General features: G+C 46.1%; 13 protein-coding genes. 4 read left to right on the plus strand and 9 right to left on the minus strand.

What is annotated here, in order from left to right; translation table 11 throughout:
* The first annotated feature begins 4 nt into the window (after positions 1 to 4).
* The 4 genes from AAGR14_RS16525 (at position 5) to AAGR14_RS16540 (ending at position 8,554) form a co-directional block, all read left to right on the plus strand.
* A complete protein-coding gene (locus tag AAGR14_RS16525) occupies positions 5 to 1,615 on the plus strand; it encodes a SusD/RagB family nutrient-binding outer membrane lipoprotein (protein ID WP_342645342.1) in 1,611 nt (536 codons plus the stop codon).
* An 80-nt stretch (positions 1,616 to 1,695) separates the two neighbouring features.
* Positions 1,696 to 4,995: a VCBS repeat-containing protein gene (locus AAGR14_RS16530; RefSeq protein WP_342645343.1), complete on the plus strand. Its 3,300-nt coding sequence runs from the start codon at positions 1,696 to 1,698 to the stop codon at positions 4,993 to 4,995.
* Positions 4,992 to 6,335, plus strand: a complete 1,344-nt coding sequence (locus tag AAGR14_RS16535) for a vanadium-dependent haloperoxidase (protein ID WP_342645344.1) — start codon at positions 4,992 to 4,994, stop codon at positions 6,333 to 6,335. Before AAGR14_RS16530 ends, AAGR14_RS16535 begins: the two co-directional genes overlap by 4 nt.
* 32 nt (positions 6,336 to 6,367) lie before the next feature.
* On the plus strand, positions 6,368 to 8,554 hold the full coding sequence (locus tag AAGR14_RS16540) for a glycoside hydrolase family 3 N-terminal domain-containing protein (RefSeq protein WP_342645345.1): 2,187 nt from the start codon (positions 6,368 to 6,370) through the stop codon (positions 8,552 to 8,554).
* A gap of 76 nt (positions 8,555 to 8,630) precedes the next feature.
* On the opposite strand, the gene AAGR14_RS16545 is transcribed toward AAGR14_RS16540, so the two are convergent.
* The 9 genes from AAGR14_RS16545 to nagB form a co-directional block, all read right to left on the minus strand.
* Complete coding sequence (locus AAGR14_RS16545) at positions 8,631 to 11,198, minus strand: family 20 glycosylhydrolase (protein WP_342645346.1); 2,568 nt, start codon at positions 11,196 to 11,198, stop codon at positions 8,631 to 8,633.
* 23 nt (positions 11,199 to 11,221) lie between these two features.
* A complete protein-coding gene (locus tag AAGR14_RS16550; RefSeq protein ID WP_342645347.1) occupies positions 11,222 to 13,528 on the minus strand; it encodes a GH92 family glycosyl hydrolase in 2,307 nt (768 codons plus the stop codon).
* Between the two features lie 102 nt (positions 13,529 to 13,630).
* The gene (locus AAGR14_RS16555) at positions 13,631 to 14,725 is read right to left on the minus strand and encodes a family 10 glycosylhydrolase (protein ID WP_342645348.1); all 1,095 of its coding nucleotides are present in this window, start codon (positions 14,723 to 14,725) and stop codon (positions 13,631 to 13,633) included.
* Positions 14,722 to 15,843: a carbohydrate-binding family 9-like protein gene (locus tag AAGR14_RS16560; protein ID WP_342645349.1), complete on the minus strand. Its 1,122-nt coding sequence runs from the start codon at positions 15,841 to 15,843 to the stop codon at positions 14,722 to 14,724. The genes AAGR14_RS16555 and AAGR14_RS16560 overlap by 4 nt, the downstream gene beginning before the upstream one ends.
* Before the next feature lie 14 nt (positions 15,844 to 15,857).
* Entirely contained in the window at positions 15,858 to 17,969 is a 2,112-nt protein-coding gene (locus AAGR14_RS16565; protein ID WP_342645350.1) for an alpha-L-fucosidase, read from the minus strand.
* 6 nt (positions 17,970 to 17,975) lie between these two features.
* Positions 17,976 to 20,279 carry a family 20 glycosylhydrolase gene (locus AAGR14_RS16570; RefSeq protein WP_342645351.1) on the minus strand — a complete coding sequence of 768 codons (2,304 nt, stop codon included), beginning with the start codon at positions 20,277 to 20,279 and terminating at the stop codon, positions 17,976 to 17,978.
* Between the two features lie 28 nt (positions 20,280 to 20,307).
* Positions 20,308 to 22,140 (minus strand): beta-galactosidase, encoded by a 1,833-nt coding sequence (locus tag AAGR14_RS16575; RefSeq protein ID WP_342645352.1) that lies wholly within the window; start codon positions 22,138 to 22,140, stop codon positions 20,308 to 20,310.
* 10 nt (positions 22,141 to 22,150) lie between these two features.
* The gene (locus AAGR14_RS16580; protein ID WP_342645353.1) at positions 22,151 to 23,569 is read right to left on the minus strand and encodes a glycoside hydrolase family 125 protein; all 1,419 of its coding nucleotides are present in this window, start codon (positions 23,567 to 23,569) and stop codon (positions 22,151 to 22,153) included.
* A gap of 182 nt (positions 23,570 to 23,751) precedes the next feature.
* Positions 23,752 to 25,671: a glucosamine-6-phosphate deaminase gene (nagB, locus tag AAGR14_RS16585; RefSeq protein WP_342645354.1), complete on the minus strand. Its 1,920-nt coding sequence runs from the start codon at positions 25,669 to 25,671 to the stop codon at positions 23,752 to 23,754.

A 25,671-nucleotide genomic window follows, 5' to 3' on the forward strand; every position in this document is an offset into this window, starting at 1 on the left:
AAACATGAAAAAACGTTTAATATATGGATGGCTGCTTGCAGGCGTAACTTTTGCGAGCAGTTGTACTAAAAACTTTGATGAAGTTAACACTGACCCATATAAGGCTACTTCAGAAAACTTCAATCCTAACTTTTTGATGTCGCAGGCTCAAATCCAGTTTTCGCAAACCGGTTATGACCAATTGCTATTTCAAAGCATGTGGGTTCAAAGTTTAGCATCTACATTTGATTATTATGCCAATGGCGACAAGTACGTATTAAGAGGTAGCGGAACAGGCTATTATAGCAGAACCTGGAACAGAGGCTACGGTGCCTTAACCTTGGTTGACGAGATGAAAAACCTGGTTCAGGGTAAAACTCAATACAGCAACCTGGATGCTTGCGGAACTATTTTACGTGTTATGTTTATACAGCGCATTACCGACTTGCACGGTGACGTTCCTTACTCACAAGAAGGACAGGCAAAATCAGGCAATGTAGCGCCAGTATTTGATAAGCAGCAAGACATTTATAAAGCTATGCTGTCACAATTAGATGCTGCTACTGCCGCGTTGGATTTGAACAAAGATAAACCATCATCAGACTTATTTTATGGTGGCGATATCAGCAAATGGAAAAGGTTAGGTTATTCGCTGATGCTTAAAGCGGCAATGCGTCTTACCAAAGTAGATGCAGCAACCGCTAAAACATATGCCGAAAAAGCGTACGCCGCCGGTACGATGACCAGTGTAGCTGACAATGCTAAGGTTTTGACCGACAATGCAAATGGCAACTCCAACTCTAACTCCGATGCATTATTGGTTGCAGACGATTTTAGAGAAGTACGTTGGGGTAAAACGCTGATTGATATTATGAAAACCAGCAATGACCCACGTATTAGTGCTGTTGCTGAAGTTAGCGCTGGCACAGGTAAAGCTGCTAATGAAGATAGGGCAACTCCAGGCGTTAATACCGCCAGTTTACAAATTGGTATGCCTAATGGGTACGATTTAAACGGTGGAGCTACTGATATATCTAAGGCACCTAATTACCCTGGCACCAGCCCGGCTAACCCTGCCGTTCCAAATGATGCACCGGCTCCTGTAGGCAAATACTCACGTCCAAGATTAACTGTTTATGATGATCGTAGTGGTGTAAATATGCTTTACACTTATGGCGAAAGTGAATTGTTATTGGCCGAAGCAGCCGTTCGTGGTTGGAACACCGGTTCTGCTGCTACTCACTACGCTAACGCGTTGGCAGCAGACATTAGATCATTAGCTCAAATGAATGCAACTCCACAAGCAGTTGTAAGCGACAATGACATTGCATCTTACGTGTCCAGAAATCCGTTAAACACAGCTAACACCACTGCATTACAGCAAATTAATACTGAATATTATGTAGTAACTTCAACTACATTTAACTTCAACGAGACATTTGCTAACTGGAGAAGATCAGGTTATCCGGTATTAACCCCTGTAACTTATCCTGGCCAGTACATTACCGGCTCAATTCCGCGCCGTATGCCTTATCCAATCACCCTTCCGCAAACCAACGGTGCCAATTACCAGGCAGCTGTTGCCAACCAAGGGCCAGACAATTTTGCTACCCGCGTTTGGTGGGATAAGCAATAATTGTTATTTTTATACAACAATACAGTACGGTAACGTGCTGTATTGTTGTTATATAACCTAATTAATTAAACTATTTTTTCATGCAAACCAGTTGTCGCTTAATAGCTCCTAAGCTTTTTTCGGGTTTCTTTTTATTCTGTTGCTTTTCGGCATTATCCTTACGCGCACAACAACCCCTATTTAAGCTGCTTACCGACAAAGAAATCAAGGTTGACTTTGTAAACGCCATTAACGAAACCGAAAAACTCAACGTACTCTCGTACGAATATTTTTATAATGGCGGCGGTGTTGCAGCCGGCGACATTAATAACGACGGCCTTACCGATCTTTTTTTTACGGCCAACAAGCAATCCTGCAAATTATACCTCAACCAGGGTCATTTTAAATTTAAAGACATTACCAAACAGGCCTGCCCTGCTTTGTTTAACCGCGCCGACGGCTGGAAAACCGGCGTTACCATGGCCGATGTAAACGGCGATGGTTTTTTAGATATCTACGTTTGTTATTCGGGCAAAGCCGATGCCGAGCAACGGCGCAATCAGCTCTTCATCAACAACGGAAACTCAACTTTTACAGAAAAGGCCAAGGAATACGGCCTCGACGATCCGGGCTATGGCACCCAGGCCGCTTTTTTTGATTATGACCATGACGGCGACTTAGATATGTTTTTGCTGAACCATAACGTCAAGAAAATTGACAATATGGAGTTCGCCAAATACAAAAACGAAACCGACGAATATGCCGGAAACAAACTTTTTGAAAATACGAGCAACCACTTTACCGATGTTTCTAAAAAAGCCGGTATTGTTCAAAATCCATTAACCTTCGGACTCGGCATTGCCATTGCCGACATTAACCTTGATGGCTGGGCCGACGTTTATGTAACTAACGATTATAACGAACCCGATTATATATACATTAACAACCACGACGGCACCTTTGCCGAACGCTCTAAACAGTATGTAAGGCATATGGCCCATTTTTCGATGGGTGTGGATATCGCTGATTTTAATAACGATGGCCTTCCGGATATTTTAACGCTTGATATGCTGCCTCGCGATAATCATCGCCAAAAATCATTACAGCTCGAAGAAAACTATGAATCCTTTGAGCTAATGCAGCAGCAGGAACTGTACAAGCAGTACATGCGTAACATGTTGCAGTTAAATAATGGCAACAACACTTTTAGCGAAATAGGCCAGCTGGCAGGTGTTTCTGCTACCGACTGGAGCTGGTGCCCGCTGATTGCCGATTTTGACAATGATGGTTACAAAGATATTTTTATCAGCAACGGTTATCTGCGCGATTACACCAATAAAGACTTTTTAAGATACTGGGGAGATTACAAAATTAAGAAAGCGATGGACCGCGAGCCTTACCTGCTGATGGATTTGATTAAGGCCATGCCCTCTACCTCGTTACCCAATTACATCTTTCAAAATAACAAAAACCTTACTTTTACAAACAAACAAAATGATTGGGGACTAGATAAAGCCAGTATTTCCAGCGGTGCCGTATATGCCGACCTGGATAATGATGGCGACCTGGATTTAGTGATTAACAACATCAATGAGCCGGCATCCATCTATCAAAACCAATCGCGCGAGCTGAACGGCACCAATTATTTAAGTTTTAAGCTGAAGGGTAAGGATAAAAACACACAGGCATTAGGCAGCAAAATATACATATATAGCGGCGGTAATGTACAGTACCAAGAGGTAAACCCTGCACGCGGCTACCTATCAGCGGTTAGTACACAGGCCGTATTTGGCTTGGGTAAATCTGCAACGGCAGATTCGGTTAAAATAATCTGGCCTGATAACAAGGTGCAAAAGATGACTAAGGTAACGGCCAATCAACTGCTCGAGGTTAATTATCAGCCAACAACGGTTAATACCATGCCTAAGGCAATTAAACCCATGTTTACCGTAGCCAAACCATTTATTGAATACAAGGCTCCCGAAGAAGCAATAAACGATTTTAAACGTCAGCTGCTGATGCTGTTTATGTTTTCTAAAACTACACCGGTTATTGTAAAAGCAGATGTAAATAAAGATGGTCTGGAAGATTTATTTGTGAGCGGCGGTCCGCAGGTACAAGGCAACGTTTACCTGCAGCAACCGGGCGGCAAGTTTTTGGCCGAGACCGTAGAAAGCAGTAAGACACCTGTGGGCACCACCTCTGCGGCTGCATTTTTTGATGCCAATGGTGATGGTTATCCTGATTTGTATCTGGCCAAAGGCGGTTATAGCTTATACGATGCCGACAGCGAAAACCTGCAGGATGAGCTTTACCTGAACAATGGCGAAGGCCAATTTAATTTAGCTACCCGTGCCTTACCTGTTTTAAACGCCAGCAGCAAATCGTGCGTGAGCCCCTGTGATTTTGATAAGGACGGGGACATTGACCTTTTTGTTGGCGGGCGCGTTATTCCGGGCAAATACCCGGTTACGCCCAAAAGTTACCTGCTCGTTAATGACGGCAAAGGTAAATTCAGTATAGCCGATGTACCTTTTGCCACTGCCGGTATGGTTACCGATGCCCAGTGGTGCGATTTAAACCACGATGGCCGTAAAGACTTGGTAGTTTGCGGCGAACTAATGCCCATTAAAGTATATATCAACTCCACCACTGGCTTTACCGACCAAACCGACACTTATTTTACTACGTCACAAAGCGGTTTTTGGAATACCCTTGCTGTAGCTGATTTGAATGGTGACGGACAAGACGATATAGTTGCCGGTAACCTGGGCTGTAACTCGGTGATACAAGCCTCGGCCAAAGAACCTGCCGAAATGTACTTTGCAGATTTTGATGGCAATGGTTCTATCGACCCCATGTTTTGCTTTTATGTACAGGGTAAAAGCTACCCATTTGTAAGCCGCGACGAACTAAACGAACAGATGTACCCGATGCGCCGTAAATTCAACTCTTACAAAGCTTATGCTGATGCCACGCTGCAAGACATTATTCCGGCTGATAAACTGGAGAAAGCCGGTAAAATATCGGCCAATGAGGTAAACACCTGTGTGTTTATCAACCAAAACGGCAAATTCAGCAAAAATACTTTACCGGTAGAAGCGCAATTTTCGATGGTTAGCAGGATGATGGTAAAGGATTTTGACCACGATAAAAAACCCGACATTTTGTTATTGGGCAACCATACCGACAACCGCTTAAAAATTGGCAGTATAGATGCTAATTATGGCTGCCTGCTTAAAGGAGACGGTAAAGGGAATTTCACCTACGTCAGCCAGCCGGCAAGCGGATTGAACGTTGAAGGAGACGTTAAATCTGCAACAGATATAACCATCAACAGCAAAAAATATTTACTGATCGGCATTGCCGGTCAGCCCCTAACATTTTATCAAGAGCCATGAAAATATTAGCTGTATCCTTATTATTCTGCTTAAATCTGGTATCATCAGCCTTTGCAGGGCGCAGCAAAACGCTGCCCGAGCATTTATCTATGCAGCGTCCTATTCATGCCATCTCTATGGTAATGATGCACGACGTGATTAGTCCGCCGGTAGCAGCCCGTTATTATGCCTACACTATGCTGGGTGCTTACCAGATCGTATCGGCCTATAGTCAATCGATCCCTGACGCTTCACGGTTTACCAAAAATTTTCATACCACACTCAACAAAGACAAATACCCGGATGCCGATTACCAGGTTGCCGCCGCTTATTGTGTATTGGAGGCTGGCAAACTGCTGCTGCCATCAGGCTATACCTTGCAGGAAGAGCAGGATAAGTACGTCGCCTTGCTAAAAAAGCAAAAAATAAAGGATGAGGTGATTAAGCAATCTGTTGCCGAAGCCGTTGATATGGCCGCACAGATTTTAGCTTTTTCAAAAACTGACAACTATTTTGGTTTAAGCACTCGCCTGCGTTATACACCCGTTAAGGGTGAGGCAAACTGGTACCCTACTCCGCCTACTTACATGGAGGCGGTAGAACCCAACTGGGCTACCATTAAACCCATTATGATTGATTCGAGCGGACAATTTAAGGCCATACCGCCAGCTCCTTTCAGCAAAGATAAAAACAGCGAGTTCTATAAACTGGCCAACGAGGTTTATACCACCTCAAAAACTGCCACACCAGAGCAAATCAATATTGCTAATTTTTGGGAATGTAACCCATTTACGGTAGTCACCTCGGGCCACATGATGATTGGCTTTAAAAAGTTAAGCCCCGGTGGGCACTGGATGAATATCGGTTTAATTGCCGCTGCCAAAAGGCGCCTCAACTTTGACCAAACGGTTGAGCTGCTTACCTTAGAAGGCGCTACCCTGATGGATGCCTTTATTTGCTGCTGGAAAGAAAAGTATGCCAGCAACCGCATACGCCCCGAAACCTATATTAACCGCTACATTGATTTAAAGTGGAGTCCCTTGCTGCAAACGCCGCCCTTTCCGGATTATACCAGCGGGCACAGCATTATCTCAGCTGCATCTGCCGAGGTATTGACTTACCTGCTTGGCGATAACCTTGCTTATTTAGACGACTCGGAAGTACCTTATGATGTGGCACCGCGCAATTTCACCTCCTTCAGGCAGGCCGCTAAAGAAGCAGCAGTTTCGCGCTTGTATGGCGGCATACACTTCCGCGACTCAATTGACAATGGTTATGAGCAAGGCGTACGCATTGCCGATTACTTAATTGCTGCCTTGAAAAAAGCAGGCATACAACCTATTACCAACATTAAATCTTAAATTAAATCATACAGCTACCTAACCATTTTTGAATGAAGTTTATGTCATTGCGTAAAAAGAAGCGGGCATTATCGCAGGTGCTCCTTTTTACCTGCTTAACCGCATCATCTGCGCTTTATGCTCAAAACAAACCCGCTTATCTTAATGAGCAACTACCTGTTGATACGCGGGTAAAAGCTTTATTATCCGAGCTTACCCTAGCCGAAAAGGCCAACCTGTTGGGCTATAACAGCAAAGCAATCCCACGCTTAAATATACCTGCCTACAACTGGTGGAACGAAGGTTTGCATGGTGTTGCACGGGCCGGGCAGGCTACCGTGTTTCCGCAGGCTATTGGCATGGCGGCTACCTTTAACCCCGATTTGCTTAAACAGGTAGCTACGGTGATCTCAACCGAGGCACGGGCTAAGTACAACTTGGCTATGCAGCAGGATAGGCATTTGATGTACATGGGATTGACGTTCTGGTCGCCTAACATCAACATATTCCGCGACCCAAGATGGGGACGCGGACAGGAAACTTACGGCGAAGACCCTTTCTTAACCTCGCGCATGGGTGCTGCCTATGTAAACGGAATGCAGGGCAATGACCCGCAGCATCTCAAAGTATCGGCCACGGCCAAGCACTTTGTGGCCCACAGTGGTCCCGAAGCTACCCGCGATGAGTTTAATGCACTGGCCGACGAAAAAGACCTGCGCGAAACCTATCTCTATTCTTTTAAGTACCTGGTTGACCGTGGTGTGGAATCCGTGATGACGGCGTACAACCGGGTTAACGGCGAACCTAACTCAACCAGCAAAAAACTGCTAAACCAGATACTGCTAAAAGAATGGGGTTTTAAAGGCCACGTAGTTACCGACTGCGGTGCTCTTGATGATGTTTACCTGCGACACAAAGTGTTACCCAATGCTGTACAAACCGCTGCCGCCGCTATTAAGGCGGGTATCAACCTGGATTGTTCAAGCATCCTGCAAAAAGATGTGGAGGAAGCTGTGAAGCAAAAATTGCTTACCGAAAAAGAAGTGGATGCAGCACTGGCTAAAGTTTTAAAAACCGAATTTAAGCTGGGTTTTTTTGATGATAAGAGCAGCAGCCCATATTACAGCTATGGTGCCGATAGCGTGGCCAATGATGCTCATACTGCACTATCCCGTAAAGTTGCCGCACAAAGTATGGTATTGCTTAAAAACGCTAATAACCTGCTGCCGCTTAAACCCAATAGCTACTCCAGCATCACCGTGTTGGGTACCAATGCCTCATCATTAGACGTGATGGCAGGAAGCTACCATGGAGTCAACAGCCGCATGGTTGATTTTGTGGAAGGCATTACCGGTGCGGTTGGCGTAACCACCCGCGTAGAATACGATTTAGGCTCTAACTATACCGATACTACTCACTTTGGCGGTATCTGGGCAGCCGGAAACAGCGATTTAACCGTAGCCGTTATTGGTCTTTCGCCAGTATTAGAAGGTGAGGCAGGTGATGCATTTTTGTCGCCAACCGGTGGTGACAAACCTAATTTAGATTTGCCTGCAGGCAATATTGCTTTCATTAAGGCCCTACGTAAAGGCAACCCTAAAAAGCCGGTGATTGCCGTTATTACGGGTGGCAGTGATGTTGACCTAAGCAGTATTGAGCCTTATGTAGATGCCATTATTATGGCCTGGTACCCCGGTCAGCAGGGTGGCAATGCTTTGGCTGATATTCTGTTGGGCAAAGTGTCGCCATCTGGCCACTTACCGCTTACCTTTTATAAATCAGTTAAGGATTTGCCCGATTATAACTCTTACAGCATGAAAAACCGCACTTACCGTTATTTTAATGGTGCGGTACAATATCCTTTCGGTTTTGGTTTGAGCTATACCACGTTTAACTACGCCTGGAAAAACCAGCCAAAACCCAACTACACGGTTAATGACAACATTGATATTACCGTGCAGCTAAGCAACACCGGCGCGATGGATGCTGATGAGGTAGTACAGGCCTACATTAAATACCCTAACGCTGAGCGCATGCCGCTTAAAGAACTGAAAAGCTTCAAACGCCTAAGCGTAGCTAAGGGGCAAAGCGCCGAAGCAATCCTAAGCATCCCGGTAAAAGAACTGATGAAATGGGATCTGACCAATCATCGCTGGAAGCTCTACCCCGGACAATACCAAGTGGTTATAGGCAGCGATTCACAAACAGAAAAACTAAGCGGCAGCTTTACTATTAAATAGCCTTTGATTTACCAACACCAAAAAGGGTCTGCAAATTTTTACTTGCAGACCCTTTTTTTTTGTGTTATTTCTAAGCTTAGTTTGTCACCCCAACCGAGCGGCCTCCCCTGCCCGACTCAGTAAATACCCGGAACTGGTAGTTGCCCTTTTCAGTTAACGGAACGGTATAAACTGTACTATTTACGGTAGGTTCAGTACCATTGGTAGTGTACCGGATGGTAAAACCCGGAAACTGCACATTGGCTTTCACTGCGCCGTTTTCAGCCAAAACACCGGCCGTTGGTATGCGGTACAGATAGCCCTGATTAATATAATTGAGTTTAGGCAACTCACGTTTACCTAAAATATTACAGAACTGGCTCCAGGCGATGTTATATTGTTCATCGGCTTTCTGCGTATCTGATTCAGCAGCCCAAGCCGGGTCTTTAGCCCAGGCGCGTTCGGCCAGGCCAAGTAATTTGGGTAACAATAGGTATTCGGTACGCTCGTCGCCTTCGGCTTCTTCGCTCCACAACTGGCCTTGTATACCCATAATATTTGCTTTACCTGCCTCACTTAATTTCTCTTTCGATGCCCAGGCCGATGCCGCTACCGGTGCGCCCATGGAAGTTTCGGTTATGTTTTTTAAATAGTTATAGGGGATAAATTTAAAAGGCTTATCTACATCTAAAAAGCCTCCCCAATACTGGCCGGGCTCATAAAAGTTTTTTTGGTAAGATAAGTCGAAATACAAATTGCTTACGCACGACAGGATAACCGGGTAACCGGCGTTGGCTAACTGGTAAGCCAAATCTTCAGAACCCCAGCCCAGCACGTTGTTCCAAACATATAAATGAAAATTCTCCTTCGCAAAATCGGGGTTAGGCACCTGCTTTTTAGCATTCCCTGACTGTACTTTGCGCAAACCGGCTTCTTCCCATCCCGAAGGGTATAAGCTACGTGCTTTAAGCATATCATTTATTTTACCGAAGTAGTAATACCATAAATCGTCGGTGGTTTTAGGTGCACCTGCGCTGGCTAACAGCTTTTGTACAGACGGCGATTTGGCCCAAACACCGGCGGGTACTTCGTCGCCACCAAAATGGATGGTTTTTAAAGGCGCGCCAGCTTCGCGGTACATTTTTATAATCTCGTCCGTTACGGTTTCCATAAAATTATAAGCTGATGGGAGCGAAACATCAATCACGTTATCATCCCAGTGCTGCACCGACGAATAAACCGATTTGTCTTGCAAATTACGCAGCAAGTAACGTTCGGCTTCTGCCTGCTGTCCGGCTTTCATCAAGCGGTTGTAACGGGCATCCATGGATTTAATGGCCGCACGTGCATGGCCCGGACTTTCTACTTCGGGTATTACGTTAATGTGCCGGGCTGTGGCATATTTCAGCAATTCAATAAACTGCGCTTTGGTATAGTAGCCTGTACCATCTGGATTGCTTACCGACGGACCTGAACCATAAGCTGGTTGCAAATGGTCTGTATTAGTTAAGGTATGCCCACGCTTAGCACCTACGCTGGTTAGCTCAGGCAGTGCAGGGATTTCCAACCGCCAGCCCTCATCATCGCTAAAGTGAAAATGCAGGTTGTTGAGCTTATACATGCTCATTAAATCTAACAGTCGCATTACCTCTTTTTGCGAATGGAAATTGCGTGCAACATCCAGCATCATGCCCCGGTAAGCAAAACGCGGTTCGTCGGTTACGCTAATGGCAGGCAGGCTAAGCATTTTACTTTTACCCGTCCAGGCTTGGGCTGGCAGCATGCTTTTTAATGACTGTATGCCATAAAAAGCACCGGCACCGGTAGTTGCCGTAATCACTACACCATCCGCATTTACTTTGAGCGTATAAGCCTCATTACCCATACCGGTAACCTTACGCAGACTGATGGCTTTGTGTATACCTACCTGACCACTCCCTACGTTGCTTTTAAAGATTTTAGCAAGTTCTGCTTTTAAATAAGCTGATTCTGTTGCAAAGGCTTTATCTGCTGATACTATAGTTTGCGCTGTAAGTAAGAAAGGTTGACCGCCGGTTTGATAATTTGCCGGTGTTGGGAATATGAGTGGCAGGCTACTTGCCGGCACATCTTTAATACCTTGATTTTGCTGATACACCAATTGCGGCGTAACTACAGCAACCTGGTCGCCCGCGGAGCGCTGCAACTGCTCGGGTTTGGTAGATGTTACCTGGCTAAAATTAAGGATGGGTGTAGTTACCTCAGGTGTTTGATCGGCTACGTAATAAAACCCCTCGGGCGCATCTGTAAAGTTAACCACCCAGGCACCGGCTAAAAAAGGCACCTCTAAAGTAGCATTGGTATTTAATCCCTTAAAACCCTCCTTGGGCGACAGGCAGAAAAAGTCGCCGTTGAGGTGTTCTATCTTTACCGGGCCTTCAACCGATTCGGGTACAATTTGCCGGGCAAAATTGAAGTAAATTTTCCAGCCACCGGCCGGCATGGCCTGGCCGCCGCCATTCGTGAAACGTAATACCGATTTAAACTGGGCCTTTCCATTATAGCTGTTCTGCAACACCTCCCATTGTATACGCAGGTTACCCGCATTAAACGCCGGAACGTTAGTCTGCGCGTTAACACACATGGCGAGTATTAAAAAACAGGCTAAAAAAAATATCCTTCTCATAGTAATGATTAACGATGAACAATTTAAGGTTTGGCAGAATACGGACGGTCTTGCGGCGCTGTACCCCAGGTTGCATTAGGCTTATTTCCCATCTCAAATACCAATTCGCCACCCTGCGTCAAGTCGGCATGGGTAATGTACGACTTAGGATAAGCTTTACCGTTTAACGTCACTTTTTGTATGTAAATATTTTGGTCGCTATTGTTGCGGGTAACCAGTCGCATGCTCTTACCACCAGGCAATTTGATTGAAGCTTCATCAAACAACGGGCTACCAAATACATAATTACCATTGGCCGGGTTTACGGGGTAAAAGCCCAAAGCCGAGAACACGTACCATGATGACATTTGGCCCACATCTTCATTACCAATAATCCCATCAGGTTTGGTGGTATAGAAGTTTTTCATGATGTAGCGCACTTTTTCGGCCGTTTTCCAGGGCTGACCGGAATAGGCGTACATGTAGGTGACGTGATGACTTGGCTCGTTACCATGGGCATACTGCCCAATCAGACCCGAAATATCATTTGATGCACGTGCGCCCATATCGCCTTTGGCTATAAACAGTGAATCGAGCTTTTGGTTAAAGCCTTTATCACCGCCCAGTAATTTAATCAAGCCTTCCACATCCTGCGGTACCATAAAGGTATATTGCCAACCATTACCCTCGGTAAAATCGCCGTGCTCGTGTATTGATGTGAATGGATTGTATGGGGTGCGCCATGCGGTTTCAGACAAGCGCCCGCGCATGAAACCAGCCTTAGGATCAAAGTATTTTTGATAGTACTGACCACGCTTGCTGAAGTAAGCATAGTCATCCTGTTTGCCTAACTTTTTGGCCACCTGCGCCAGCGACCAGTCGGCCACGGCATATTCTAAACCCATAGATACCGACTCGGCTGTGCTATCTGCCGGGATGAAACCCAGCTTTTTAACAAAACTGGTTCCGCGGATGTCTTGCATGGCTGTTGTTTTCATGGCCTCGTAAGCCAGGTTCACATCAAAGCCTTTATAGCCTTTTAAAATCGCATCAGCCACAATAGGCACGGCGCTGTAACCCACCATACAATAGGTTTCGTTGCCCATTAAATGCCATACCGGCAGGCTGCCTTGTTGCTTGTAAATAGCCAGAAAACTGTTAATGACATCGTTAACCCGCTCAGGCTGCAACACGGTAAATAAAGGGTTTGCTCCGCGGTAAGTATCCCATAACGAGAATGTGGTAAGGTTATTAAAACCCTCATTGCGGTGTACCTTTTTGTCGGTGCCCCAGTAGTCGCCATTATAATCGTTAAATACCGAAGGCGCTATCATGGTATGATAAAACGCTGTGTAAAAAACCTTCTTTTTTCTTTCGTCGGCTGTTTTAAGCTGTACTTTCTGTAACTCCTTATTCCAAGCCGCATCGGCACTGGCTACGGTTTTATTAAAATTCCAGCCCGGTAATTCGGCTTTTATATTGGCGGCTGCATTTTCGATGCTCACCGGTGAGATACCTACTTTAATGTAAATCTTCTCTCCGGCAGTGGTTTTGAAGTTTAAAACGCCTTTTACCTTCACACCTTCTAAAGCAGTGCCTGGCTTGGTAGCTACGCTATCATACACCGCAAAGCTTTTGATAGGCTTGGATAGCAAAGCGGTGAAATAAATACGCTGGTCTTTAGCCCAACCGGCAGAATAACGATAACCAACGATGGTGGTATCGTTGATTTGTTTGATATAGGTTTTTACCGGATGGTCCCAACCTATACCCTGCTCCAGGTCGATAATAATGTGCGATTGCTCTGATTTTGGGAAAGTATACTCGTGGAAACCCACACGTGTAGTAGCCGTTAATTGCACACCGATATTGTAACGTTTTAGTTTAACGGCGTAATAACCGGCACGGGCCGTTTCATCTTCATGGCTAAACGGCGATGCATAGCCGCTTTGCACATCCTCGAAAGTACCTTTCATTACTTTTACCGGGCCAGTGGTAGGCATGATAGACACATCGCCCAAATCGCCGATGCCGGTACCGCTTAAGTGCATATGCTGAAAGCCCACAATATTATTATCTGAAATATGATAGCCCGAGCACCAGTCCCAGCCGTCTTTGCCTTTAGCCGGACCAAGCTCGGTAGGGCCTAATTGTACAGCGCCAAACGGCACGTTTGCACCTAAAAAAACGTGGCCATGAAACCCTGTTCCGATGTACGGATCTACATACCGGGTAAGCCCTGTTTGCGGTTTAACCTGTGCCATAGCCGGAGCGATGGCGCAAAAACCGGTTACCGAGGCTGCCAGCGTTAGTAAGGCTGCTTTACCTTTTATAGAAGAGAAATTAATCATTATATTAGTTTATATCTCCGGTTTTACCCACCGGTTAAAGTAAAAACGTAAAGTTTCTTATCGTCATATATCACACCATTAACTATGATGCGGACACACGCATTATATCATTTTAAGACTGCTCGCCGTTGCAGCTTTTAAAGTATCCAACACGTCCTGTTTGGGTGTACCGAATAACGAAACACCGGCAGCGCCATGCTGCAACGCTAGTTCAATACCTTTGTGCAGTTCCTGGTTGTTAGCAAAATCCGGCAGAAAAAGCCCGGCATATAATGGAAAACGGCCTGCCAAAAAGTGTACACCTTCGGTTACAGCATCGCCAATCCAGTCTACCTTTTCTTTATAAAAGCCATGGTAAATCATGGGGCATATACCGGTCAGGTTCCAGTTGGTCCAGTCTTGCCTTACGTTACGGCGGGCAACCTCAGGCGTCGGGAATACCGCTGCAGTAATTGCCTTTTTATGCGAACCGGCTACCACGGCCAAACTGTTGACCACGTTGTTGATGGCATTGTACCTGAACAGCCGCCACGAAAGGCTGGCCTCCGGAAACTGAATATCTTTAATATCTGTTCCGCGCCATGCTTTAAACTTACTGCGGCATACATCGCAATAACAGTAATCGTACTCGGGCAGCTCTTTGGTTTGCTCAATTTTATATTTATCCCACAAGTTTACCGGCAGTATCACATCGCAAAAACGGATATAATCCAGGTGAATGCCATCTACATAATCTTTTTGCAAAATGGTGTTTACCTGATCTTTTAAATACTGCAACACTTCGGGCTTGGACGGGCACAACCAGCGGTAATAATCAACGTAAGGCGGTTTATCAGCGCATGATTCGCCTTTGCGGTTAATAGCATACCATTCGGGATGAGCATTGAGTAAAGATTTTTCGCCGCGATTCATGGTCCACATCCAGCGGTGGGCTTCCAGCTTTTGAGCTTTCGCTGCACGAAAATGCTTCTCACTGTCTGCCTCAAAAAACATTCCGCGTACACCCGCCTCGTAGTACTGCTTGTAGCGTGTAGCTAATTCTGCTTCAGTATCTTTTTCGTCGGGGTTTGTCCACACCCAATGTTTAACTGTTTTTTTTGGCGCAAGCGTAATTTCTTTACCTGTGCTTTTAAACGGCTGCGCGGCGGCAGCTACACCCAATAAACTGGTGGCTACAAAACTTCTTCTGCTGGTCATGGTTTTGGCTTTTGCGTTTCAACTAATCCTTCATCATTAATATAAATTACCGGCTCACCGGCTGTGCTTACACTTGCTTTAAACTGTCTGCTGGTCGCTTCGAGTTGCAAGGTGTTCTTCTTACCATCAATCACCGGCGTTGCATTAATGCCAAGTTGTGTTAATGTTGCAGCATAGCGCTTGTTTTTTTGCTGATATTCTTTCTGCTTATAGTACACCAGCCACAGCCATTTGCGTTGCAATTCGGCGTAGGGCAAACTAAACCCGGTATTAGGCTTGCGGGTAAACTGTAAATATCCCCAACGCTCGGGAGCATGCATGCTAATGATGCCCGGTGCAGACCACACCCAGTTTTCTTCGGGAAGTTCGCGCCCGTCGGAACCTTTCAGTTTTACGTTGCGCTTACCGTCAGGCTTGATATGCCACTCCACCCTCGAAAAATTGATGCGCCATATAGCACCCTCCTGCGGTATGGTTACCGGAAAGCCCATACGCAGTTCTTTAAGCGGGATAGCCATTTCTAAAGTCCAGCCTTCATCTTTGTCGGCCGGGTTATTTAACGTTCCCTGTATTTGTACGCCGGTTTTCAGGCCTTCCACGTTCCAGCCAATCAGCGCATCTCCCTGGTTACGATATGGTTTTGGCAAGAACAAGTCAAATATCTTATTCACCGCATTAATCTCAATTTCGAAATACTGGTGCGTATTGTTGTCCGGATCGATGAACACCTCAAAATCGTTATCCTTAAAAATTATATCGTCGTGGTGCATCTGGGTAGCCCACACCTGTGGCTCCTGCATTTTGGCGGCTATAAACAGTGTCGAGTCATTCCACAGCATTTTCACCTGCGTTTTAAACTCAGGCATCGGCTTTTTAGCGCCCTCTATATCTACAAAATCAGTTGTCCAGGCTGCACTCTGCCAGGCAGGCTCCTGCAGGTTACCATCTATGGTAAGCATAGCTTTAGTATGCTGCACCACATAATGTTTAGGTTTGGTAAACAGCGCTTCCATCCCTTTAAAATCCTGTTGGGCAAAAGCGTTTGATCCCGTAAACAAAAGCATCAGCCATAAACCGGCTGTTACTTTTTTACTTATAGACAGCTGTATTATTTTCATTGAATGATGTAAAATTATTTGGTGGTCAGCACTCCAATCTCGGCTGCTGTAGCACCATTACCTGCAATAACATGCAGGGCTTTAAATTGAATGTAGCGAGCCTTAACCGGCTGCTTTAAAGTGACGGTTTGCTCTAATGGGTTGGCCTTGATGTTCGAAAACTCCCCGGCGGCTGCCTGCTGCCATTGCTGTCCATCGGTGCTAATAAAAAACACATAGCGGTCTACCAAACCCACTGCCGATTTATCCTGCCGTGGCAAATAAGTAAAGGCGCTGATATTTTGAACAGCTCCTAAATCAATGCTTAATTGTGCCGGCGCAAAATTGCTTGCAGTGTCAGCCTTTAAGGTGCTCCAAATCGATTTAGATTCGTCAATCGCATTTTCGGGTTTTGAACCGGTCGAGGCATCCGGCATAATGTGCCAGGCTGCCTTGCTTAGGCCAAAAGTACCTGTAGCAATTTCGCTTTGTTTGTTACCTTCTACCGCAATAGCTTTGACTACTCCCCCATTTGGTAAATTAAATAATGATGAGTATTGGGTTGATTGCAACGTAGGTCGGTCTCCGTTTACGGTGTAATATATAGCCGATACCGGCGCAGTGGTTATAATGCTTAATTTACCTTCGCGATTACGGCTGATAACCGGTGCTGTTAAATGTGCCGGCTCCTTAAACAAACCAAAATCGCTCAGGGCAATACACACGGGCGATCCGGTAATGCGCAAACGCACTTTAGTGGTCGTAACATTTTGCGGCAAACGGATGAGCCGGTTGGCGCCAATGCTGGTGGCCGCTGCAATTTGTTTCCATGCACCATTTAGCCAGGCATCTACCGCAAAACTTTCAATACGCTGCCCCAGCTTGATATTTTCGCGCAGGCGGACGACGTTAAACGTTCGGTTGTTGGGCAAGGCAAAGATTACCTCAGGCGTTTTAACCCGGTCGTCAGATGCCCAGTAAGAATAGCGGTCGTTATCAACCAAGTTTTTCGTACCAAACTTGGCACTTTTCGCGCGAATATTACTGCCCGTTATTTTTGCGCCTTTCGCCAAGTTTATCGCAAAGGTTTGCTTTAGTAAACTACCAAATTGCTGCAAAGACTGTACATCCTCTGCATTTAGCAAACCATCAGGATTGGGCGATAAGCCTAAATCCAGGTTAGCACCCCTGCCTACGCTTTTATAGTACAAATCCAGCAACTCATAAGGCGATTTTACCTGACTGTTCTGACTGGCGTGGTAAAACCATCCGGGCCTCAGCGACACGTCGCATTCGGCGGGCATCCAATATTTACCGTTGCGGGTGCCTTGTACGCCCAGTTCGTATTTGGTAAATCCGTTAGCCGGTTCTTTACCTGGTTCGGGCGCTTGCGGAGTATAGGTGGCCCAACAGGTTTCGCCGGCATGGCCTTCTTCGTTACCTACCCAGCGCACATCCGGGCCAACATCGCCAAATAAAATGGCGCTTGGCTGCAAACGCCGGGTAATGGCCCAGGTTTGCGGCCAGCCGTAATAAGTGGTCCGGTCTATTTTTCGCACCTCACGACTTCCGCCGTAATAGCCGTCGCCCCCATTGGCACCATCATGCCAGGATGCAAAAAGTTTCCCGTAACGGGTATACAGTTCTTTTAACTGGTTGCGGTAAATTTCCACATATTTAGCCTGCCCGTAATAAGCGTTATTACGGTCCCACGGCGAGCAGTACAAGCCCAGTTGCATACCCAACTTTTGGCAGGCCAGCTGGTACTCTTTCACCATATCGCCTTTGCCGTTGCGCCAATTGCTTTGGCTGATGTTATGCTCCGTGGTTTGCGTAGGCCATAAGCACAAACCATCGTGGTGCTTGGCAACTACCACCACCCCTTTAAAACCGCCGGCTTTAGCTGCGCCAACAATTTGTGCCGCATCAAACTTAGCCGGGTTGACCAACTTTGGGTCTTCATCGCCGTAGCCCCACTCTTTGTTTGTATAGGTATCTACCCCAAAATGGATGATACAATACATCTCCATTTGGTGCCAGTTAAGCTGCGCTGGGGTGGGCAGTACACCATAAGGCGCAGGGGCATTTTGGCCCAGGCCGGTTACCGCACGGGCTGCCAACGCAGCCAATAAAAACCACTTTTTCATCCCGGTTTAGTGTTTAAGCCAGCTTGCAGGTACGCTTTGCAGCGGCGAACCATTTACGCTATATTTTAATTTGAGGGTGTAACCACCACCGCCTTCTACAAAATTAAGCTCAACAGGCTGTAGGCCTTTTTTTAGGGCTACTTGCCCGCTTTTTTCGATAGGTGCATGCCAGCCATCGTTATCAACCACATTGCGGTTGGCTATTCTGAGAATGCCGCCATCATCGCAGGTAAAATAAAAGCTATAAATGCCATCCTGAGGAATGTTGAAATACCCGTGATAACGCAGGCCGAAGCTTGGTGCAGTTACCGCTTTAGGTACGGTTAAACTATCGGCCACCAAGGTTTCTTTAGGTGCTTTACCTGCCATCAAAGTGGCGCTTTTATATTCGCCGGGATAGTAGCTGCAAAGCAAGCCATTTTTTACGCCTGCTTTAATTACTGGTGTGGCCAGGCTTTGCTGGTTGTAACGCAGGTTATATAAATCGCCCGCAACTCCATTAAGCTTAAATGCAGCCAAACGGATATAACTTGTTTTGGTGATAGTTAAAGGCGCTGTTAGCTCTGGCGATTTAACGGTAGGCACGGTGCCATCCGTAGTGTAATGAATACTGGTGTTAGGCAGCGGCCTTTTAAGGTTGAGCACGGTTTTATCTAAAAACACACTCTGCTCTACCAAACCGTCAAAATCAGGCAAACGGTAGTTTACATGCAGGTTATCCAACCGCTGATACTGACGGATAAGCCGGGTTAAATATGAGTTATAATCATGATCGCGGCTCCATAGGTTTTCGGCCAGGGCAGTCATGCGGGGCATATACATATAGTCGGCGCGGTTTTCGGACGGTACGTACTCCGTCCACAAGTTGGCTTGTGCACCAATGATGCCTTTGGCTTCGGCATCCGTAAGGCCTTTGGGTATCGGATTAAAGTGATAAACGTTGTCGATGGAGTTACGGTCGGGCGGTGTATCGAAATACAAAGGGTTCCCCGGCGACATCACTACCTGGTTACCATTTTTTGCCGCCTCTACAGGTGCCTTGGGCACCCAGGTACGCCAGTACATGACTAAAGCGGTCGGACTGATGCCACCGTCGAGTATCTCATCCCAACCAATCAGCTTACGGCCTTTGGAGTTGAAATATTTTTCCATGCGGTTGATGAAATAGCTTTGCAAACCGGCTAAATCTTTAATGCCTTCTTTTTGCATAAAGGCCTTACACACTTCGGATTTACCCCAGTCGGTACGGTCAACCTCGTCGCCACCGATGTGGATATATTTAGACGGGAAGATTTGCATAATTTCGTCAAAAACATTCTGGGCAAACTCAAAGGTGCTTTCGTTACATGGGCAAATAGGTTTGGTAAATACCCTGCCCCACGAGTTTTCGCCGTTGCAGGTTAAAAACGGGTACGAATTGATGGCCGCCATCATGTGGCCGGGCATATCAATTTCGGGAATAATATCGATATGACGTGCCAGCGCGTAGGCTACCACATCTTTCATCTGCGCCTGGGTGTAAAAGCCGCCATAAATCGTTTTACCATTTTTTTGAACGATGTGCTTCGGGTCAATCACAAAGTCAGGATTATCGGCAGCCCTTTTCATACATACCGAGTCCTGGTTATTAAAAGTACGCCAGGCACCTTCTTCGGTAAGTTTAGGATATTTTTTTATCTCGATGCGCCATCCTTGGTCGTCGGTAAGATGTAAATGGAACTTATTGAATTTATATAAGGCCAGCAGATCAATAAATTTTTTAAGATAATCTACCGAAAAAAAGTGACGCGACACATCCAGATGCATCCCGCGCCAGGCATACTTCGGCTCATCCTCGATGGTCAGCGCCTGTAATGATAATTGCGAAGGAAGCGCCTGTTGTTTGTTTTCGATACCGGCAGGCAACAGCTGACGGATGGTTTGAATGGCCCGGAAAGCCCCTGCACCATCTTTAGCCTTAATAACCACGTGCTGCGGCGTAATTTGCAGACGATACCCATCTTCGGCCGACAGAGTTTGGTCGTCTACCAGTTGAATTGTATTTTTTGTATTTGATGTTTCACTGCTTTTTACGGTTAGCTTATTGTGCAGCATCTCGTTCAGCAACTCAGCTTCAGATTTGAACTTGCTGCCCGGTGCGGTAATTACTGTTTGTGCATTGATTACAAATAACCCGGTTCCGGCAGTTAACGTTTGCGGGTAAGGCACCAGCGGAAAACTTGCAGCCGCATCCTGCGCTTTTACTCTGCCTGCAACGGTGACTATCACTACCAGCGCCAACGCTACTTTACAACTCCATCTTTTTTTCATATTCAGGGATATAATTGCCTTAAAAAAATTACATTTTTCGGTCTAAAACGGCATGGTTTAAAGCCTGCAACATTTGGTGACCAACTTTCAATTCGTCAAAAACTACCACTTCATTCATCCCCTTTTTTAACCAGCCCGCAGGTACATACAAAGTTTGTTGCGGACCGATTTGCCAGTATTTACCCAAGTTGTGCCCGTTTAAAAACACAAAACCTTTCCCAAACCCGCTCATGTCAAGGTAAGTATCTGCCAGTTTGCTTAGGTTAAAGGTGCCTTTAAATAAGGTTGGATGCATTGCAGTAACCGGTTGCATTTTATAAGCAAATTTGCCTAAATCAGCAAACGGCAAACGGTACATCTTCCAGTCAAAAACCTCCTGCCCATCCAGCATAACCGCTTGGGTAATACCGTGGCGGTTATCGGCCAGGTAAGGCCCGTAGTTGATCCGGCCGTTATTTTCTACCAGTATATCCAGTGTAGCGTTGACCGGCACGTTACTCAGCTGTAAGGAGTCTTGCTTTAAGCGGCGGTCGAGGGTGGCTATCTGCTTACCGTTGAGGTATACAATGGCATAATCTCTTAGTTCTTTTAACTTTAACAAACCGTTGTTGCTTATTTGCGTACGGTAAAGTACAAAGCCGTAGGCCTGATCTAAATCCTCAAAGCATATTGGCTTTTTGGCGGTAACCGGCTTGGGCAAATTATCAAACACATCAGCGTAAGCACTCAGCTTAATATTGCTGATGGCTATGGTTGGCTTTTTGGCAGGCACATCAGGCAGCTTTTGCCCCGCCGGTAAATGCCTGGCAATAACGTCCCGGAACTTATAATACTTGTCAGTCGCATTACCGGCCTCATCCAAAGGAGCATCATAATCATAACTGGATACCTGAGGGGCATAGGGCTCGTTTCTGCCCATGTTGGCCCCGTTCATAAAACCGCGGGTAGTACCGCCATGAAACATATACATATTGATAGACACGCCTGCCCCTAAAATCTGGTCGAGCGTTTTTGCGGCCTGCGCAGCATCTGTACGGGCGTGTTTATCGCCCCAATGGTCAAACCATCCCGGATACCATTCGGCTATATAATACGGCCCTTTACCGTTATGATATTTATTTATTAATTCTTTAACCTTTGCAGGGTCTTCTAAACCATTTACGGCAGGCAGGTAACCCGGCAGGTAGCCTTTGGGCATCTGCGTCTCGCCATCGCAGGTAAAAAGCACCCCATCAAACCCTGCATCGCGGAATATTTTACGGTTGAGGTCGAGATAGTTTTTATCATCACTGTAAGAGCCGTATTCGTTCTCAATCTGTACCAGCAAAATGTTGCCACCATGCGTTACCTGCAATGGCACCAGTTGTTTAGCCAGATGATTGATGTAGTTGGTATAGGCTGATAAGAATTTAGGGTCGGTGCTTCTAACTTTTAAGGTGCTGTCTTTAAGCAGCCACCAGGGGTAACCGCCAAACTCCCATTCGGCACAGGCGTACGGGCTTGGCCGCAGCACCACCCACAAACCTTCTTCTTTCGCCATTTTTACAAAGGCAGCAATATCGTTGTTGCCGGTAAAGTCAAATTGTCCTTTTACAGGTTCGTTCGCATTCCAGAAAACGTAGGTACCTATCGTATTCAGCCCCATGGCTTTAGCCATTTTCATGCGGTCGCGCCAGTACTCACGCGGAATACGTGCGCAATGCATTTCGCCCGATATCATTTGCAGCGGCTTGCCGTCCAACATAAAGTCGGTATTGCCTAAGGCAAAAGTGTGCTTAGCCTGCGCTTGTGCGCCCAGGCTACCGGCCATTAACAGCATGCCGCTTACTACAGAAATCAGTTGGCTTACAGATACCTTCACTTTATAAAAATTAGCTGTTTAATAGTTGCGGCTTCTGCTGATAGGTTTTCCATAAAAATTCGCCAAAAATGGTGTTGGCCCAGGCAAACCAACTGCGGGTAAAATCGGCCGGGTTGTTTTTATTGAACGACTCGTGCATAAAGCCTTTGCCGGCATGGGTAGCCAGCAGCATTTTAATACAATTTTTAATCTCCTGGTCGTTGGTACTGGTTAAGCCGCGGCTGATGATGCTCAGCGGCCAAATCATGCCATCTTTACCCACGTGCGGACCGCCGATGCCTTCGGCAATGGAGCTTTTATAGAAATACGGATTATATTCTGACAGCGCAAACTTGCGGGTATTTTGATAAATGGGGTCTGTTACGGATATGGCATCCAGATAAGGCAAAGCCATTAAGCTTGGGATGTTGGCATCATCCATCATGTTGGCATTGCCCAAACCATCCACCTCAAAAGCGTAGACTTTGCCTGCATAAGGGTGGTTAACAATGCCGTGTTTTTGTATGGCCTGCTCAACCTCGGTGGCTAAACTTAATAATTCGGCTGCCAGTGGGCTTTCATTCAACGTCTTCAATATCTCGGCAGTTTGCTTTAAGCTTACCACGGCAAAAAAGTTAGACGGTATCAGGTAAGGATAAATCGTAGCATCATCACTCGGACGAAACATAGAACAGATCAGCCCGTTAGGCTTTGCCGGAAAGCCATAGCCTTCCATCGGCAAGGTATCGGTAGGCTTGTTGGTATCGCGCTGAAAATGGTAGCTGCCACGACCTGTTTTGCGTTGCTGCTCTTTAAATGTGCTTAAAATGGTCTTTACGCCCTGCTTCCAGTGTTCGTCAAAAGGCGTCGTGTCGCCGGTGTTTTTCCAATAGTGGTAAGACAGGCGTAGCGGATAACACAACGAATCTATTTCCCATTTGCGCTCGTGTACGCCGGTCTTCATGTCGGTATGATCGGTTTTCCATTCGCTCTCCTTATTCTCGTCTTTATAAAAAGCATTGGCATAAGGGTCTTTGTGAACGCACTGCATCTGGCGGTTAAGCACACCAGCTACCATTTGCTGCAATTTTTTATCTTTTTTGATGAAGGTAAGGTACGGCCAAACCTGGGCCGAACTGTCGCGCAGCCACATGGCATCAATATCGCCGGTAATAACATAGGTATCGGGCTTGCCATTACTCACCGAGTGAAAAACGGTTGTATCCAGCGTGTTTGGGAAACAGTTCTCAAACATCCAGGCCAACTCTTTATTGGTGACTTTAGCTTTAAACTGCTTGATGGCATCCTCAACGGCGGTGCTGGTAAAATTACGCTTACCCACAGGCGGGCGCAGGCTAATGCGCTCGTCAAAAGCAGCCAGCACGGTTTTATTTACAACTACTCCGGCAGTAAGTAATCCTGCATTACGGATAAAAGCACTTCTTTTCATTTATAGGTATTAAGGGTTGATTAAAAGCAAAGTGGTTAGCTCTGCATTTAAACTTATGGCTTGGTTTAGGTAAAAATTAAACAGCAATATCGGCAACAATACACATGGTAAAATATTGAAGGTTTAATTAAGAAAAAGGGAAAAAGAAGCTGCGGGCGGGTTGCCCACAGCTGTATTTATTTCTAGAACTGAAAGCGTACAAACGCTTCCATAGCCTCATATTCGGCCAGGCCAAGTTCATTGTAATTAGAAGCCGTTTCGCGGTTGCGGTCTTCGGCACGTACCCAAAACTCGCGGGCGTCATCACCCGGAAATACCGGCGTATCTTTTTGCGACTGATGCTTAAATATAGCATAACGTTTACGCAATACCTCTTGCGGAGAAAGCGGAACAGCCATTTCAATTTCGTGCGTTTCAAACTCGTGCCATGCGCCGCGGTACAGCCACAACCAGCAGTCTTTAACCCACTCTTCGGTTTCCTTTAAACGTTTTAGCGCTTCCAGAATAATGTTAAAGCAAACTACGTGGGTACCATGTGGGTCGGCAAAATCACCTGCGGCAAAAACCTGGTGGGGTTTAACGGCTTGCAACAATTCCATCGTTAAACGAACGTCTTCCTCACCTACTGCGTTTTTTTGCGTTTTACCCGATTCGTAAAACGGTAGGGCCATAAAGTGAATATGATCATCGGGTAAACCGGCAAAACGTGCACCGGCAATAGCCTCGGTTTTACGGATAAAACCTTTTACATTCCTGATTTCCTGGGTATCTACCTGGTTAGGACGTTTTTTTTCTAAAAAGCTGCGCATGTCTTCGTAGATGCCGCTTAATTTACCGGCATCATCGCCAATACTTTTGTTAAAGTCGATAGCAAACTCAACGTAGCGCAGCACGTCATCATCCCAAACGGCAGTATTACCCGAAGTTTGGTAAGCCACATGCACGTCATGCCCCTGGTCAACCAAACGGATGAAAGTACCACCCATCGAAATTACGTCATCATCAGGGTGCGGCGAAAACACAATGGAGCGCTTTTTAGCAGGATTAGCACGCTCCGGACGCTGACTGTCGTCGGCATTAGGCTTGCCACCCGGCCAACCGGTAATGGTATGCTGTAAACGGTTAAAGATGTCAATATTAATGTTGTAAACCGGGCCCTGCTCAACCGCTAACTGAGCCATGCCATGGCTGTTATAATCTTCTTCGGTAAGTTTAAGTACTGGTTTTTTGAGCGTTGTAGCCAGCCAGATCACGGCCTTCTTCCTCAGTTCATTGGTCCAAACGCAATCTTTTACCAACCATGGGGTATCAAAGCGGGTTAGGTCTGAAGCAGCGCCTTCATCCAACACAAACTCAACATGGTCAGATAACTGAAGGTAAGTGGCCGGTACGTCGCCCGAAATTTCGCCTTCAACTGCCTTTTTAATAATGGCAGCTTTACGCTGGCTCCAGGCCATCAATATAATTTCGCGGGCTTTGAAGATAGTACCAATACCCATGGTGATGGCTTTAGTAGGTACGTTTTCTTTACCGCCAAAATCACGCGAGGCATCGCTGCGGGTCAGGTCGTCCAGTGTTACCATACGGGTACCTGAATTAGGTGCCGAGCCAGGCTCGTTAAAACCAATGTGACCGGTACGGCCAATACCTAATATTTGCAGGTCTAAACCGCCTAAATCTTCAATCTGGCGTTCATATTCCACACAAAAAGCAGTTACTGCATCTTTATCTAAAGTACCATCGGGGATATGAACGTTGTTTTTATCGATGTCAATATGATTGAACAGGTTTTCGTTCATGAAGGTGACGTAGCTCTGCGCAGAGTCGGGCTGCATCGGGTAGTACTCATCCAGATTAAAGGTGATTACATTTTTAAAGCTTAAGCCTTCTTCCCGGTGCAGTCTTACCAGTTCTTGGTATACCCCAACCGGTGTAACACCAGTAGCCAGGCCCAATACGGCCGGTTTACCGGTTTCTTGTTTGCTCTTAATCAGGCCGGCAATTCTTTGCGCTACCCGTCTAGAAGCTTCTTTCTGGTTTGGATAAACATTTACCGGAAGTTTCTCATACCGGGTTTCTTCTAAAAGATTTAAACGTGCCAT

Source organism: Mucilaginibacter sp. CSA2-8R (genome assembly GCF_038806765.1).
GTDB lineage: Bacteria > Bacteroidota > Bacteroidia > Sphingobacteriales > Sphingobacteriaceae > Mucilaginibacter.